Source organism: Bordetella sp. MIP270_01_BMS, assembly GCF_054958705.1.
In genome coordinates this window covers 2,675,463-2,691,105 of sequence record NZ_CM143297.1, presented here as the reverse complement: position 1 = coordinate 2,691,105, position 15,643 = coordinate 2,675,463, and the positions used below count along the sequence as shown (strand labels likewise).

General features: G+C 64.5%; 9 protein-coding genes and 1 pseudogene. 8 read left to right on the top strand and 2 right to left on the bottom strand.

Annotated elements, in window-relative coordinates:
- The first annotated feature begins 106 nt into the window (after positions 1–106).
- The 3 genes from ACV17W_RS12575 to ACV17W_RS12565 all read left to right on the top strand — a co-directional run bounded on the left by ACV17W_RS12575 (position 107) and on the right by ACV17W_RS12565 (position 8,976).
- Positions 107–1,042: a LysR family transcriptional regulator gene (locus ACV17W_RS12575; RefSeq protein ID WP_462592665.1), complete on the top strand. Its 936-nt coding sequence runs from the start codon at positions 107–109 to the stop codon at positions 1,040–1,042.
- Positions 1,043–1,251: 209 nt separating this feature from the next.
- Positions 1,252–8,028, top strand: a complete 6,777-nt coding sequence (locus tag ACV17W_RS12570) for an autotransporter outer membrane beta-barrel domain-containing protein (protein ID WP_462592664.1) — start codon at positions 1,252–1,254, stop codon at positions 8,026–8,028.
- A gap of 183 nt (positions 8,029–8,211) precedes the next feature.
- Positions 8,212–8,976, top strand: coding sequence for an SDR family NAD(P)-dependent oxidoreductase (locus ACV17W_RS12565; protein WP_462592663.1), 765 nt, complete (start codon positions 8,212–8,214; stop codon positions 8,974–8,976).
- A gap of 74 nt (positions 8,977–9,050) precedes the next feature.
- Here ACV17W_RS12565 and ACV17W_RS12560 read toward each other — a convergent pair whose 3' ends face one another.
- Both ACV17W_RS12560 and ACV17W_RS12555 read right to left on the bottom strand, forming a co-directional pair.
- Positions 9,051–10,019 carry a tripartite tricarboxylate transporter substrate binding protein gene (locus ACV17W_RS12560; RefSeq protein ID WP_462592662.1) on the bottom strand — a complete coding sequence of 323 codons (969 nt, stop codon included), beginning with the start codon at positions 10,017–10,019 and terminating at the stop codon, positions 9,051–9,053.
- 54 nt (positions 10,020–10,073) lie between these two features.
- Positions 10,074–10,817, bottom strand: a complete 744-nt coding sequence (locus tag ACV17W_RS12555) for a TauD/TfdA dioxygenase family protein (protein WP_462592661.1) — start codon at positions 10,815–10,817, stop codon at positions 10,074–10,076.
- Between the two features lie 57 nt (positions 10,818–10,874).
- Here ACV17W_RS12555 and ACV17W_RS12550 point away from each other — a divergent pair.
- The 5 genes and pseudogenes from ACV17W_RS12550 to phnC all read left to right on the top strand — a co-directional run.
- A pseudogene (locus ACV17W_RS12550) lies at positions 10,875–11,066 on the top strand (GntR family transcriptional regulator); the annotation flags it as partial.
- 263 nt (positions 11,067–11,329) lie between these two features.
- Positions 11,330–11,608 carry a hypothetical protein gene (locus ACV17W_RS12545; protein WP_462592660.1) on the top strand — a complete coding sequence of 93 codons (279 nt, stop codon included), beginning with the start codon at positions 11,330–11,332 and terminating at the stop codon, positions 11,606–11,608.
- Between the two features lie 345 nt (positions 11,609–11,953).
- Positions 11,954–12,406: a (2Fe-2S)-binding protein gene (locus tag ACV17W_RS12540; protein ID WP_462592659.1), complete on the top strand. Its 453-nt coding sequence runs from the start codon at positions 11,954–11,956 to the stop codon at positions 12,404–12,406.
- A 1-nt stretch (position 12,407) separates the two neighbouring features.
- A complete protein-coding gene (locus tag ACV17W_RS12535; protein ID WP_462592658.1) occupies positions 12,408–14,618 on the top strand; it encodes a xanthine dehydrogenase family protein molybdopterin-binding subunit in 2,211 nt (736 codons plus the stop codon).
- A 183-nt stretch (positions 14,619–14,801) separates the two neighbouring features.
- Positions 14,802–15,635, top strand: coding sequence for a phosphonate ABC transporter ATP-binding protein (phnC, locus tag ACV17W_RS12530; RefSeq protein WP_462592657.1), 834 nt, complete (start codon positions 14,802–14,804; stop codon positions 15,633–15,635).
- The last annotated feature ends 8 nt before the right edge of the window (positions 15,636–15,643 follow it).

Sequence of the window (15,643 nt, the reverse complement as noted above, 5' to 3'; positions counted from 1 at the left end):
AGGAGCCTTGCCCCGATCAGGCTCACAGTATCCATTCGCCATTTATTGCCGTAAATTGAATAGTTAGGCGTTTAGAATTCCTGAAACTGGAATACTGCGAGGCGGTATGCTTAACAGACTCGAACTACTGCGCATCGTTTGCGCGGCTGCCCAAGCGGGCAACTTCAAACAGGCGGCGGCGCACCTGGGTGTGGCTCCGCAGTCCGTTACCCGCGCGGTGAAAGAAGCCGAGCGGCAACTCAAAGAAACGCTGTTCTATCGCAGCACGCGACGAGTACAACTGACCCCTTTTGGCGAGGAGTTCAGTCGGCAGGCGCGCGTGCACCTGGAAGCCATTGATGGCTTGTTCGCCGGTCCGGGGGCTGAAGCCTCCAGCCGCGTCGAGGGAAATGTGCGCGTCACTGCGCCCGTGGGACCGGGTCGCCGCCTCGTGCTGCCCGTTCTACTGGCCCTGCAGCGTCAGTATCCGGGGCTGAACCTGGATATACGATTGAGCGACCAGCACGACGACGTCGTAGCGCGTGGAATCGACATCGGTATACGCGTCGGCAAGCTACGCGACAGCCGCTTCGTGGCGAGGCCGCTAAGGCCGGTACAGTTTCACATCGTCGCGCGTCCCGCGGTGCTGCGACTTTGGGGCACCCCATTGCGCGCCGAAGAGCTGGCGCGATACCCGGTGACGGCGTTGCTGGATCGGGAGACCGGACGTCCCTGGCCCTGGCATCTCGCCGATGGGCGCAGCTTCACGCCGAACAGTCCTGTGCTGCTTACCGACGATAGCGACGCAGAATACGAAGCGCTCATGGCAGGCGTGGGATTTGGCCAGGTGCCCGACTATATGCTGGGCCATGCACTGGAACGGGGCATCTTTCGAGAGGTGCTGCCGGAGTTGCGCCCCAAGCCATGGAGCTTGTTTGTATATCGACCCCAAAGGGGGCCCGTACCTGTACGCATCCGGCTGGTTTTCGACGCGCTGGTAAACGCCCTGGGTAGTGCTTCCGGGGGTGTTGCTTCTGCGCTGTCAGTCACGGGCCGCCTGTAGCGCTTGGGTCGAACGCCGGCCGCGCATCGCTCATGCAGGGCCGACGAGCAAGGCGCTTCATCGGCCATCAGACGGATTTCGTCGAAAAAATAACGCGTTTCGTCGAAAAAATATTGTTATTTGCATTTCGAAATAACAGAATCGGTTCGAAGTTTTCCCGCGGCCGCACACGTCCGCCCCGTCTCCCACCTTTACCGAAGCGGAAGACCATGAACCCGAATTCAGTCCATCGAGGCGGCATACCACTCCGGCTGACCCCCCAGGCCACCCTGCGGCTGGCGGTGGTATCCGCCCTGGGAGCGTGCACTCTAGGGGTATTCGGCGCAGCGCAAGCCGACTATCACTGCGATGGCGGCCCCACGCAGAACATTCCCACGGGCGCGTATGGCTACGCTTATGTCCTGTGCCAGGGCAACGCGGGCGAGGACCATAGCGGCGAGAAAGATGGTGACGCCGGGCCATCGGTATCTATCACGACCAACGGCGGCAGTTTCAGCGTTGATTCCAGTGTGTGGCTGCCCATCGACGGGCAGCTTCAGCAGGGAGTGCTGACGGCGCTTTCCGCCGGGGGGGCCGGCGTGGATGAAGGGACGGCGGGCGACGCAGGATCCGTGACGGTCAACAATAGCGCCGACATTACGCTCAGCGGCACCCAGACTGGATCGTTCAACAGCCTGCTTACCGCGGCATCGATCGGCGGCTATGGCGATTCGGACAACGACAACAACGATTCGAATGGCGGGCCGGGCGGTCTGGGTCAGTGGGTCTCGGTCACCAATACCGGAGTGCTCACGATGGAGGGCACCGTGCCGGTGGCGCGTGTTTCGGGCCTGTTCGGTATCAACGCGGTTGCCTTGGGCGGCAGCGGAGGCAACCAGAACGACCCCGCGCTCAATTATGGCGACCAGGTAGGCGGGGCCGGCGCAAACGCCAGCACGGTCACCATCACCGACAGCGGCATCGTGAATATGGGCAGCAGCGATAGCCGACTGCGCACTTATGAGAGCGGCGCGGCACTTTCCGCGCGCTCGGTAGGCGGCAGCGGTGGCCAGTACAACAGCGACGCCGGCACGGGTGGCACGGTGCAGATCACTCATCGCGGCGCCACCAGCAGCTACTGGCAGGTATATGAAGACAGCAAGATTTTCGGCATTCGAGCCGAAAGTATCGGGGCGGACGGCATAGGCGCAAACCCCAATGACCCGGACAACAGCGACAACGGCGGCAATGGCGGCGGTGACGGCACGGGCGGCTGGACGCAGCAGGCCACGGTAGATGCCTATGGCAGCGTGCTGCTTGACCTGGCGAATTCCGGCTCGGGCGGGTATGTAGAAGGAGCCGGCATTGCCGCGCGGGCCGTCGGGGGCAAAGGTGGCGAAGGGCCACCCAAAGACCATTCGGGCGGTAGCGGCGGCAAGGGCGGCGCGGTAACAGTGAACCTGTACGCCGGCGCCAGCGTGGTCACGCGCGGCGACAATCTGCCCGGCATCGCGGCTCAGAGCCTCGGCGGCCAGGGCGGCGACGGCGGCGACGGTTCCGCGCTGGCCGGTCAAGGCGGCGGCGGAGGTTTCGGGGGCGACGCTAGCGCGGTGAACCTCACGACACAGAGCGGCAGCGTCATCTCGACTTCAGGGATGTATGCGTCGGGCATCATCGCGCAGTCCATAGGCGGGGGCGGCGGCACCGGCAGCGACTTCGTTTCGGTATTGGGCGGGCAGGGCGGAAACGGTGGCAACGGCGGTGACGCGGGGTCGGTCACGACCACGACCGACGGTTCAATCGCTACCAGCGGCGACCATGCGTTCGGCGTCGTGGCGCAGTCCATTGCCGGAAGCGGCGGCGCAGGGGGCGCCGATACCTCGGCAGCCGTAGCGCTCGGCGGTGACGGCGCTGGCGGCGGAACGGCCGGCCAGGTCACCATGAATAATTCAGGGGTCATCACCACGGCTGGCTATAACGCGCATGGCATGGTTGGCCAGTCTATCGGCGGCGGCGGCGGGGCATCCGGCAGTGCCACGGGCCTGCTCAGTGTGGGCGGCAATTCGGCGGGCTCGACCGGGTCGTCTGGCGGCAGCCTTGTCCTAGGCAATAGCGGATCCATCAGCACCGCGGGCAATGCGGCCATCGGTATCGTGGCGCAGTCCATCGGCGGGGGCGGCGGCACCGGCGGCGACAGCAAGGGTGTAGTCGGCGTGGGCGGCAGTGGCGCCGGTGGAGGCAATGGCGGCAGCGTGATCTTCAATGACCTTGGCAGCGTCACTACATCGGGCCAGTTCAGCCCGGGGGTCCTGGCGCAATCCATAGGCGGAGGGGGCGGCAATGGCGGCGACACCTTCATTCTGTCGGCGGGCGTATCGGTTGCCATAGGCGGCAGCGCCAGCGGGGGCGGCGATGGCGGCTCGGTCTGCATGAGCAATCATGGCGGCTGTTCCAACAATTGGGCTTCGTACGCTACGTCGCAGATCAACACCCATGGCGACTATGCGCCAGGCATCCTCGCCCAGAGCATCGGTGGCGGCGGGGGCAATGGCGGCAGCGTCACGAATGTCAGTGTGGCATCGTTCGCGGCGCTGCAGCTCGGGGGGGCTGGCGGCGGCGGGGGAAAATCCGGCGAGGTCAAGGTCGGCTACAGCAACCTGAACATCAATACCGGCGGGTCGCATTCCACCGGCATCCTGGCGCAGTCCATCGGCGGCGGGGGCGGCAACGGAGGCTCCGCCAGCTATTACGACGTGTCGATAGGGTTCAATGCGGCCGTGGTGCTGGGGGGCAGCGGAGGCGACGGCAATACGGGAGCCTCGGCCATCGTCAACCTCAGCAATTCGCATATTGCGACCGGCATGGATTTCGCGGCCGCAGACGTCGACCCCTCAACCTACGCGCCCAACGATTCGTTCGGCATACTGGCTCAAAGTATCGGCGGGGGCGGTGGAAATGGCGGCAGTTCGAGCGCCAGTGACATGGTCATCGCGGTGCCCACGGGCGAAGGCGAATCGCTGGCGTTCAATTTCCAGGCCACCATGGGGGGCAATGGCGGCACGGGCGGCGACGCCTGCCCGGCGGGCGACAGCGCCTGCGTCACCGAGGTCGTACTGCAGAACGGTTCGACCATCGCCACATTGGGCGATGGTTCGCACGCGCTGGTCGCCCAATCCATAGGGGGAGGGGGCGGCAATGGCGGAGATTCGTCGGCACTGTCCACGATACTTGGCGACGAAACCACCATCTCAGCGGAAATGGGAATGTCGCTGGGCGGTTCCGGGGGCGCGGCCGGCAACGGCGGCGCGGTCACCGTAACGCTGGGCGATAGCGGCAGCGCCTATGCACCGTTGCCGGGATCGTTGCGCTTGCCTCCTGCGACCAGCATGCCGCCGGCATCCAGCATCATCACATACGGCGATTTCGCCAACGGCGTGCTGGCGCAATCGATAGGCGGCGGAGGCGGAAATGGCGGCGTGGGCAGCAGTGACGCCTACACCCATGGCGGTCCGGCCAACGTGAAGCTGACCCTTGGGCTCGGCGGCACCGGCGGCTCCGGCGGCACGGGGGGCGATGTCAACATCACGCTGAATCCCAACTTCGTCATCCAGACGCTGGGATCCGGCTCGCGCGGCATCGTGGCGCAGTCCATCGGCGGAGGCGGTGGTGCGTCGCAGGGCGGCACCTTGAACGTGTCGGCGGGCATGGACGACTCGCCGTCAGGACGCCTGCAGCTGGGCCTGGGGGCGCACGGCGGCTCGGGCAGCCAAGGAGGCAGAATCACTGCCACCTTGAGCGGCGCCATACGTACTGAAGGGGGAGACGCCGATGGTGTGTTGCTGCAATCGATCGGCGGCGGCGGCGGACTGGGCGGGTCGCTTGGCGCCGATGCATCGTCGCACTCCATCCTGGATCGCATCGGCATCTACAACGACAACAAGCAGCGGCTCGATGACTCGGGCTCCACGTACCAGTTTGGCGTGGACCTGGGCGGTCATGGTGGAACCGGTGGCAATGGCGGCGACGTCCAGGTGACGTTCGACGGTCAGATCGGCACCAGCGGCGATTGGGCCGATGGCCTGGTCGCGCAGTCCGTTGGCGGCGGTGGCGGTGCCGGCGGCTCTTCCACGGCTTCCGGCAGCAAGGTCAAGGCGAATGTGCTCATCGGCCTGGGCGGGCATGGCGGGGCGGCCGGGAACGGCGGCGACGTCGACTTCTACTTCGACGGATCGCATGACAACCATATATCCACGCAGGGATACCACGCCTACGCCGTCCTGCTGCAAAGCGTGGGTGGCGGCGGTGGCCTGGGTGGCGATGGCTCCGACCAGGCCACTGGCACCCTGACCGTAGGGGGCTCATATGGCGGGGCAGCAGGCGCGGGCGGCGCCGGCGGCGCCATCCGGACTATCAATGGCAATACGGCCGGATGGCTGACCGCATCCACCCAGGGTGACGAGTCCGTGGGTCTGGCCCTGCAATCCATCGGTGGTGGCGGCGGTATCGGTGGTGCCGGCAACAGCGCGTCGAAGCTGCTCGAAGAGAATAGCCATGCCATCTCGGTATCGGTGGGTGGAAGAGGGGGCGCGGCGGGCGACGGCGGCACAATTGACGTGACCTTGGGCGCCAGCATCACGACAATGGGCGACCGCGCGCATGGGCTGCTGGCACAAACCATCGGCGGCGGCGGGGGCGTGGGTGGCGCAGGATCAGCCGGCAACCTGAGCAGTGTTGCACTGGGTGGACGGGGCGGCGCTGCGGGAGACGGCGGCGCGCTGACGCTGGGCCTGAATCCCGGCAGCAATCTGACGACGCATGGCGCGGGGTCGCACGCCATCGTCGCGCAATCCATCGGGGGTGGCGGCGGTATCGCGGGCGACACGTCCGTCGGAATACAGCTCGGCTCAGAAACATGGAACGCGGCCGCACATGATGGCAGCGAAACTGGCGGCGCCGGCGACGGCGGTGTCGTCGTCGTGAACGCGGACGGGGGAATTGCCACCTACGGGATCAACGCGTTTGGCATCATCGCGCAATCCATCGGCGGTGGCGGTGGCCTGGGCGGCAGTGCCGACAGCGGTTTCGCGGGCAGCACGGCGCCCACCGGAGGCACCGGCTATGGCAGTGATGTGACGGTGAACCAGACTGGAAGCATCAACGTACAGGGCGCGGGCTCGACGGGCATCTTCGCCCAGAGCGCAGGCCCGCAGGGGTCGGGCAACGTCACCGTGAACGTCAATGGCACAGTGGTCGGCGGTACGGGGGCCGAAGCCTATGGCGTATGGATAGTCGGCAACCAGCAGAACACCCTCAACGTGGACGGACAGGGCGTTGTGATCGCCGGCGCGGGGGGGGCGGCCGTGCGCCACGATGGCGCAGCACTGGGAGGCAACGACGCTGCGCTGGCCCGAGCGGCTGGCGATATGGCCGCGCTCACTGTCAACAACGCCGGCATGATCCTGGGCAATATCGAGTGCGCCGAAGGCACGAACGGCCTTGCATGCGCTGTGAACAACGCCGCCAGCGGCCTGCTGAGCGACGCCACGCTGTACCAGGCGCATGTGAATAACGCGGGCGTGGTGGCCATCGGCAAGCCGGGCTCATTCGATACGCTGGACGTTGCGGGCGACTTCAATTTGCAGGCCGGCGGGTATCTCCAGGCCGTGGTGGACTTCGATGGTCTCAAGTCGCCGCGCATGGTCGTGCACGGCGACACGCGCCTGGACGGACAGGTAGACCTGCGGCCCCTTGCCTTGCTTCCGGATCGAGAACTGGTCGTGGCCACGCTTGAAGGCGACATACAGGGTACGCCCGTCGCACTGGACAGCCCGGTGATCGATTACGCTGCCCGGCTGGACGGCCGCGATGTGCGCGTGAAGGCGGCCGGCGCCGATTTTGCGTCGCCGTCAATGGCGCTGGCCGACAACCCCCGGTCCGTGGCTCACCACGTGCAGAACACCTGGGACCTGGGGGGAAATTCGGCGCTGGCACCCCTTTACGCGGCGCTGGACATGGCGTCGCGCCAGGGCAGGGACACGTACTCCAGCCGCCTGTCGGACCTGTCACCTGGCGTGGCGGTTGCGCCGGCTGCGCAGATGCAGGCCGGCATGGCGCGCTTTACGGGGGCAATGATGTCGTGCCCGGCATTCCAGGGCAACGATGCGTTGACCGGCGAACAGAACTGCCTGTGGGGCCAGGTGTCTGGCCTGAACACGAACCAGGACGGTGAGGGTGGCGTGTCGGGCTTCTCGTTCGATGGCGTCACGTATCAGTTCGGCGGACAGTATCAGGTGCGTCCGGGCTGGTTCCTGGGCGGGTCGGCGGCCTACCAGAACACCCACATGCGAGGCGACGACGGCCGCGTCAGCGGTAAGGGCGACAGCGGATACGCGGGTCTGGTCGTCAAGCGCGAGACGGGCAACTGGACCTTCTCGGCGGGCCTGAGCGCCGGGTATGGCCAATACGACATCGACCGCAGCATCCGCATCCCCGGCCTGCAAAGTCACGCCAGCTCCGACCTGGATGTCTATAGCGCCGCGCTGCGGCTGCGCGCGGCGCGTACCTATGCGGCCGAGCAGTTCTACCTCAAGCCCTATGTGGACCTGGACATGTTCTACACGCACATGCCCAGCTATAGCGAATCGCGCAACGACTTGCACCTGGACGTGGACAGCAGCAACCAGTTCGTGGCGGGCCTTTCCCCCACGTTGGAAGTCGGCGGCCGGGTGCCGCTTGGCAACGGCGCGATCATGCGGCCATATATGTACGGTGGCGTGACGCTACTGTCCGAAAACGAATACACCGTGAAGGCGCGTCTGCAAGGCGCGCCCGCGGGCGCGGGATCCTTCGAAACGTCGGTACCCATGGATGACGTCATCGGCCGGGTAGGCGTGGGCCTGCAGGTGTCCGACTCGGGTGGCATCGATTTCCGTCTGCAGTATGACGGTGAGTTCTCTTCGCACATCCAAAGCCATCGCGGCACTTTGAAGGTCATGATGCCGTTCTGAGTGTCCGAGGCGGGCGTCGCCGGTGCGCGCCTCGGTCTGCAAGCATGGCCTGCCGTGCTGTATGGACGCCTCGCCCGCGAGCGGCGGGCATCAGATTTGCGGCAATTCCGTCAGCGTGCGCCACCAGGCGTGGGCACGCCGGGGGCGCGAAACCTCCGCTCCCCATCCAGAACGGAGATTCACATGGCGGACAAAATTCCATCCACCCCTAGCGAAGTCGAAGGAAAGGTCGTACTGGTAACCGGTGCCGCCAGCGGCATAGGCAAGGCCATTGCCACGCTGATGCATTCGCGGGGCGCAAAGGTTGTCGCAGAGGATAAGAACCCGGCGGTGCAAGAGCTGGAACGCCCCGGGCTGCTGCCCCTGGTAGCCGACATTACAGAAGATGGCGCGGCGGAGCGCGCTGTCGGCCTGGCTGTCAAGGAATTCGGCCGCCTGGACATACTGGTGAACAACGCCGGCATCATTATCAACAAACCCGTCGTCGACATGAACCGGGAAGACTGGGAACGCATTCAGGCAGTGAACGTGACCGCGGCCTTCCTGCACTCGCGAGAGGCCATGAAGGTAATGCAGCGCCAGAAGTCGGGGTCAGTTGTGAATATTGCTTCATACGCCTCGTATTTCGCGTTTCCCACCATTGCCGCGTACGCCGCCTCCAAAGGGGCGGTAGCGCAGTTGACGCGGACGCTGGCCCTGGAAGCCATCGATCACGGTATACGAGTGAACGCCGTTGGTGTGGGTGACGTCATCACCAACATTCTTAACGATGTTGTTGAAGACGGCCCAGGCTTTCTCGCACAGCATGGTGAAGCCGCGCCTATCGGCCGCGCCGCCAGGCCCGAGGAGATCGCCGAAGTGGTCGCCTTCGTTGCCTCTGACCGCGCCAGCTTCATGGTGGGGTCTGTCGTGATGGCCGATGGGGGCATGACGGTGACTGCAGGCTGACAAGGCGTGGCGCCGACCAACGAGCTGGCATGCGGTGCCAGCTCGATGATCGATCTGCAAAGGCCCGCGGGCGCTCAGTTCGGTTTGATCCCGACTTCCCGCACCACTGCACCCCAACGTTCGAGTTCTTCGTTGATGAAACGGTCGGCGCTTTCCGGCGTGCCGGTCGTGACCTCCGCCCCGAGTTCGGCCAGCTTGCCGGCGAGCCGTTCGCCTCGCAGGATCTTGTTCAGCCCCTGGTTGAGCTGTTCGACCACTGCGTCCGGAGTCTTTGCCGGCGCAAGTACCACGAACCACCCCATGACCTCGAAATCGGGATAGCCGCTTTCGGCAACGGTCGGCCTATCCGGCAGCAGGGCCGAACGCTTTGCCGTGGTCACGGCCAGAGCGTTGACTTTGCCGCTCTTGATATGCGGAAGCATCACCGCGATGTTGTCGAACATCATGCCGGTGCGGCCCGCGATCAGGTCTGGCAATGCCGCAGAGCTTCCCTTGTAGGGCACGTGCAGAATGTCCACGCCGGCTGATTTCTTGAACAGTTCTCCCGCCAGGTGCTGGCCCGTGCCGGGGCTGGCAGAAGCGAACGCGACTTCGCCCGGATGCTGCTTCAAGTACTGAGTCAGTTCCCCCACTGACCCATGGGGCAGCTTGGGATTGACCACCAATACATAAGGCGTGGTGGCGACCATGCCCACCGCACGGAACGCCTTGGCGGTGTCGAACGGCAAGCTTGGGTACAGCGACGCGTTCACGGCGTGGCTGCTGGGCGCGAACAACAGCGTGTTGCCGTCCGGCGTGGCTTGCGCCACCGAGGATGCAGCAATGCTTCCGCTGGCCCCGCCGCGGTTCTCGACGATGATGTCCCGGCCGATCTCGGCGCTCAGTTCGTTGGCAACAAGGCGCGCCATGACATCGGTGGTGCCGCCGGGTGGGAAGCCGACTTCCAGCCTTATCGGGGGTGCCGCCAACGCCGGAGCGTTCATGGCAGAAACATAGGCCAGGGTTGCAAGAATGCATACGGTGGAAAGCAGAGTGCTGCGCATAGGTTGTCTCCTCCAGGTAATGCCAGATCTGTTTTTTATAAGTTGCCGTTATCGTCAGGACACCGCGGCCAGCGCACTTTTCAATGAGGCGCCGTCTTCTGCGTTCGCGTCGATGAAATAGCCCGACTTCTCGCCGCGCATCGAGCATCGCATCATGTGACGTGGCTGGCTCTGGTCAAAGTCTTTCAGCGCAATGTGCAGGGTGCACCGGTTGTCCCACATGACCACGTCGTTCAAGGTCCACTGGTGCCGGTAGACGAATTCCGGAGAAGTGGCGTGGGCATTCAGGAACTGCAGCAAAGGCCGGCTTTCTTCTTCCGTCATGCCCACGAAGTTGCGAATGCGCTCGCTGACAAAGAGCAATTTGCGGCCAGTGTCGGGATGGGTGCGCACCACGGGGTGGGCAATCGGCGGGTTGGCCCGCTTCATTTCCGCAAACTGCGCCGGATCGCGCCGCTCGAAGCCTTTGATGAGCGTGATGTCGTGCACGGCCTCCAGCGTGTCTACAAAATTGCGCAGCACCAGGCTGAGCGTTTCATAGGCCATGTACATATTGGCAAACATCGTGTCGCCGCCGATCGGCGGCTTCTCTTTGCACATGAGCACCGACCCTTTGGCAGGGCGGTCCGTGTAGGTCAGATCAGCATGCCAGTTGCGGCCGGTATTGCGTGTTTCCGATGGCTTGCCGTTGCGCGACTTGTTCGACACCAGCAATACCTCGGGATAGTCCGGGTCGCGGTAATACGGCACGTTGTCGTTGCGCTCGACTTCAGCCATCTGCGCGGTGAATGCGATCAAAAGCTGCTGCGGGCCCGACGGTATACTCGTTCTCAACCCATTCGTTTCAACAAGTCCATGTCCGGCGCGTACGACTATTTCCAGAAAGAATCGACCCGGATCGGCCGCCTTGCCAAGTCTCTACCCGAGCAGGTGGCCGAGACGCTGCTCAGCGCCATACACGACGGGGCCATCGAGCCCGGCGAACGGCTCAAGGAAGAGGTGTATTCCCAGCGCTTCGCGGTCAGCCGAAGCACCGTCCGTGAAGCCATGGCGCTGCTCGAGCGTCGCGGCATCGTCGAGCGCATCCCCCGCTACGGAGTGCGGGTGGTGGCGGTCGACGCTGATGAGATTGAAGAAATCTTCCTTATTCGCGCTCATCTGCTGGGGCTTGCCGCCCGCCTGGCCACCGAAAGGGCGCCAGAGGGCTTCGCGGATCAATTCCTCGCGCGAGCAGCCGAGCTCCGGCAGCTGGCCGATGCCGCCGACACGCCCCCGCCGATTACGCCAGTCTCTCTATTGATACCCAACGCATGCTGGTGGGAGCCTGCTCGGGCAAGCGGCTGCGCACCCTTTACGAGGGGCTCAGCGACCAGCCCTTGTGGCGGTACGCCATCCGCGAGAAGGCCATCAGTTTCAGCACGCAGCAACGTCGGCGTGAGTCGGCCGCTGACTGGTCCAGACTGGCCCTGCACATAGCCGCAGGTGATGGCGCGGCCGCCGAGCAGGCGGCCAGGGATTTGCTGCTCGCCTCGTATCGCGCGGTGCAGGCCGCGTTGAAAGGCGACGAAAAAGCCATCCGCGGCGCCTAGGCGAATCGCCAGCGCGTCCCGCACGTCGCCATGCCCGCCCATGAACCAACCCGTGGCCCGCACCGGCTGGGCAGTTCAAGGGGCCAGGTACGAGAACGGACCAACCAGCCCCGGCGTGTAAGTGGGCCCACCATCGCGCTCACCAGTCCGCCGTTACGGCAGCGCTCAAAAGGTGGATCGATCCGTTGTCGGTCACGATGGGCATTCGACAGCGGCTACCTGCTCGCCACCATGAATTGTTGAAGTTCTCTGAATTGTCCTGCCAATTCAGCCCTCATTTTCAGTACGCCGTGAATTGATAGCCTTGCGACTGGACGCGTTGTCCATTCACTCCAAGGCATGCACATGGCGAAACTGACCATCAACGGGCGAGAAGTCGAAGTCGCGGCGGCTCCCGATACCCCTTTGTTGTGGGTCCTGCGGGAACACCTGGGCCTCACGGGGACCCGATTCGGCTGCGGCGCGGCGGTCTGCGGGGCTTGCACGGTGCATCTCGACGACGAGGCCGTGTTTTCCTGCCAGACGCCCTTGCAGGCAGCGGCGGGGCGCTCGGTCACCACCATCGAGGGGCTGTCGGAACATGGCGATCATCCGTTGCAGACCGCGTGGATCATCGAGCAAGTGCCTCAGTGCGGATACTGCCAGTCGGGCCAGATCATGCGCGCTGCCGCCTTGCTGAGGGCCAACCCGAAGCCCGCGCGCGATGAGATCATCCAGGCCATGGCCCCCAATCTGTGCCGTTGCGGTACCTATCAGCGCATCGTGAAGGCCATCGAACGCGCGGCCGGGGAGGCGTGAAATGCAACACGTCCATAACGCCTCGCGCCGCAATTTTCTGCGGTCGATCGGAAGCCTGAGCTTTGCCATCATGGCGGGCGGCGCGGTCCAGGTGCTGGCCGGCACGGCGCTGGGCCGGCAGGTCGCTTCCTCCATCGCCGATGCCTGGGTGACCATCAGCACGGATGACCTGCTCACCGTTCGCGTGGCTTCCACCGAAATGGGACAGGGCGTGATGACTTCCCTGCCGATGATTCTTGCCGAAGAGCTCGACGCCGATTGGTCCAAAGTACGCGTCCAGCAGGTCGACCAGGGTGCCGAGTCGATCTACGGCAATCCACAGACCGGCGGCTTGCTTCTGACAGCCGGCAGCACTGCGATCGCCGGATACTTCGATGCAATGCGGCGTGCCGGCGCGAGTGTGCGCCGCATACTGATCCATTCCGCAGCCGCGGCCTGGCAAGTGCCCGCAGGCGAGGTCGCCACGGAGGCGGGAGTGGTACTGCACCCTCCTAGCGGGCGCCGCATGCGTTATGGCGAGATCGCCGCCCTGTCCGAAATCGTCGCGCAGGTGCCCGACATCACTGACGCAGATCTCAAGCCTCGGGCCGCGTATCGTTTGGTGGGCAGTGATGTCGAGCGCCTGGATATTCCGGGAAAGGTCCGGGGCGAGACCGTGTACTCCATCGATGTACGGCTTCCCGGTATGATGTACGCAGCTCAGCTTACCGCGCCGGTAGAAGGTGAAAGACCCGTGGCGGTGTCCGATGAACCGGCAAGGGCCCTGCACGGGGTGATCGATGTGATCCGGCTGCCTCATGCCGTGATGGTGGTGGCCGATCGCTGGGAAACCGCGCTGCAGGCTCGGTCGCTGCTGCAGGTCGAATGGAGCACGGATTCTGTCTTTCGAGCGGCGGACAGCGAAGACGATCTCGCGGCCGCGGTCGCCGCTGCGCAGGATGCCACGAGCTCGGCCGCGGAATGGGCGACGCGGGGAAATGCAGCCGACGCCTTGACGGCCGGAGGGGACGCTTGCATCGAAGCGACTTTCACCACCGAATGTGTCTACCATGGCCAGATGGAGCCGCTCAATGCAGTGGTGTCGGTGGACGAAGACGGCCGGGGCGCAGAAATCTGGTTCGGCACGCAAAGCCAGTCTGTCTCGGTGGCCGCGGCCGCAAGAACACTGCAGACCACACCCGATCGTATCCGCTTGCACGCCATGCAAATGGGAGGCGCGTTTGGCCGGCGCACCTTCTATGCGCGCGACAATCTGCACGACGCCCTGGTCGTGTCACGGCAGCTGAAACGTCCGCTCAAGCTGATGTGGACCCGCGAAGACGATGTGAAGAACGGCTGGATGCGGCCTGCCACCGCCCATCGGCTGCGCGCCTTGCTGGATGACCGCGGGCGGCTCGTGGCGCTTCACCATCGCGTCGCGAGCCCCTCTATCCTGGCATACGTCGCGCCGCCCCGCTGGCAGCATGTCAGAAACCGCGACGTGCTGGTCATGGAGGGTACGGAAAGCAACGACTACGACATACCCGAAATCCTGGCTGATCACGTCATTCTCGAGCGGCGCTTTCGGGTGTCGGCCTGGCGCGGCATCGGTTGGGGAACGAACTGCTACGCGCGGGAAGGCTTCATGGACGAGCTCGCCGTGGCGGCCCAAAGCGACCCCGTTACCTTCCGCCGCGGCCTGCTCCGCAACAATCCTCGCGGCCGGGATGTGCTGGATGCGGTGGTATCGATGTCCCGCTTTGGCAACGCGCCGCCCGGGCGCGCTCACGGACTCGCGTTCGCCGGGTATCGCAGTACTGTGGGCGCCGGCGTGGCGGAAATCTCCCTGGACCGCGAGACGGGGCAGATCAAGGTGCATCGATTCTGGGCGGTGGTGGATCCGGGCATCGCCGTGCACCCGAAGAATCTCGAAGCGCAAGTCGAAGGCGGCATTGTCTTTGGCCTGTCCGCCGCATTGAAGGAACGGGTCGCGATCGAACAAGGCCAGGTACGACAGAACAATTTTTACGACTATCCAGTGTTGCGCATGCATGAGATTCCGGAAATTTCAGTGCGCATCATCGAATCCGGCGCTCCGCCTTCGGGTGCAGGAGAGGTCGGCGTGCCCATGACCGGCGGCGCCGTCGCCAACGCGTTCTACGCCCTGACCGGGAAAAGGCTGCGGCATATGCCATTCGCGCCGCAACGGGTTCTGACTTTGCTGGCTACGTGATGCCGGGCGCATGCAGGGGGTCCGAACACGGCCTTCCCTTGCTCTGAGGCGGTGCCGTGCGGCCCCGCGCGGCGTAGTCGCAAAGTAAAGAAATCATCATATTGAAGTCACGCGCAAGTAACGTTGGCTTTCTACGATGCTGCACATCGGGCGATGTATCGCCTCGTCATGTAAGGCGCGTCTATGAAACCGGCGATTCGAATCGAAGGCTTGACCAAAAGCTTTGGCGGCAAGCAAGTGCTGTCCGATCTGGGCTTGGAGATAAATGCGGGCGAGATGGTCGCCCTCATCGGCGCATCCGGATCCGGAAAATCAACACTGTTGCGTCATCTGTCTGGCCTGGCCTGTGGTGACCGTCATGCCGCCAGCCACATACAAGTGCTTGGCCGCAGCTTGCAGTCGGCCGGCAGCCTCAGTGCGGACGTGCGCCGGCTGCGAGTCGATATCGGCTACATCTTCCAGCAGTTCAACCTGGTGGGCCGGCTCAGTGTGCTGACCAATGTGCTGTTGGGTCGCCTGGGGCGCATGCCGCGTTGGCGCGGCTCTTTGGGCATGTTCAGCGCGCAGGAGAAAGAGTACGCCCACGCGGCGCTGGAAAGGGTAGGTCTGGCGGATTTCGCGCATCGACGTGCGTCAACGCTGTCAGGAGGCCAGCAGCAGCGTGTGGCCATCGCACGGGCCCTGACGCAAGAGGCCGAGATCATCCTGGCCGATGAGCCCATTGCATCGCTGGACCCGGAGTCCGCGCGCAAAGTGATGGACATTCTGGCCGACATCAACCGGTCCGATGGAAAAACGGTGGTCGTCACCCTTCATCAGGTGGACTACGCCGTGCGCTATTGCAGACGGGTGGTGGCGCTCAAGAGCGGACGCATTCATTTCGATGGATCGGTCAGCGCGCTGGACTGCGCGTTCCTGAATGAGCTGTACGACGGCGATCTCGATGCGTCATTGCTGATTCCCGAGACTGTCCGGCGTCCCCCACGGTTCGAGCCAGTTTCACTGGCGGCCGCCTGATCCGCGCC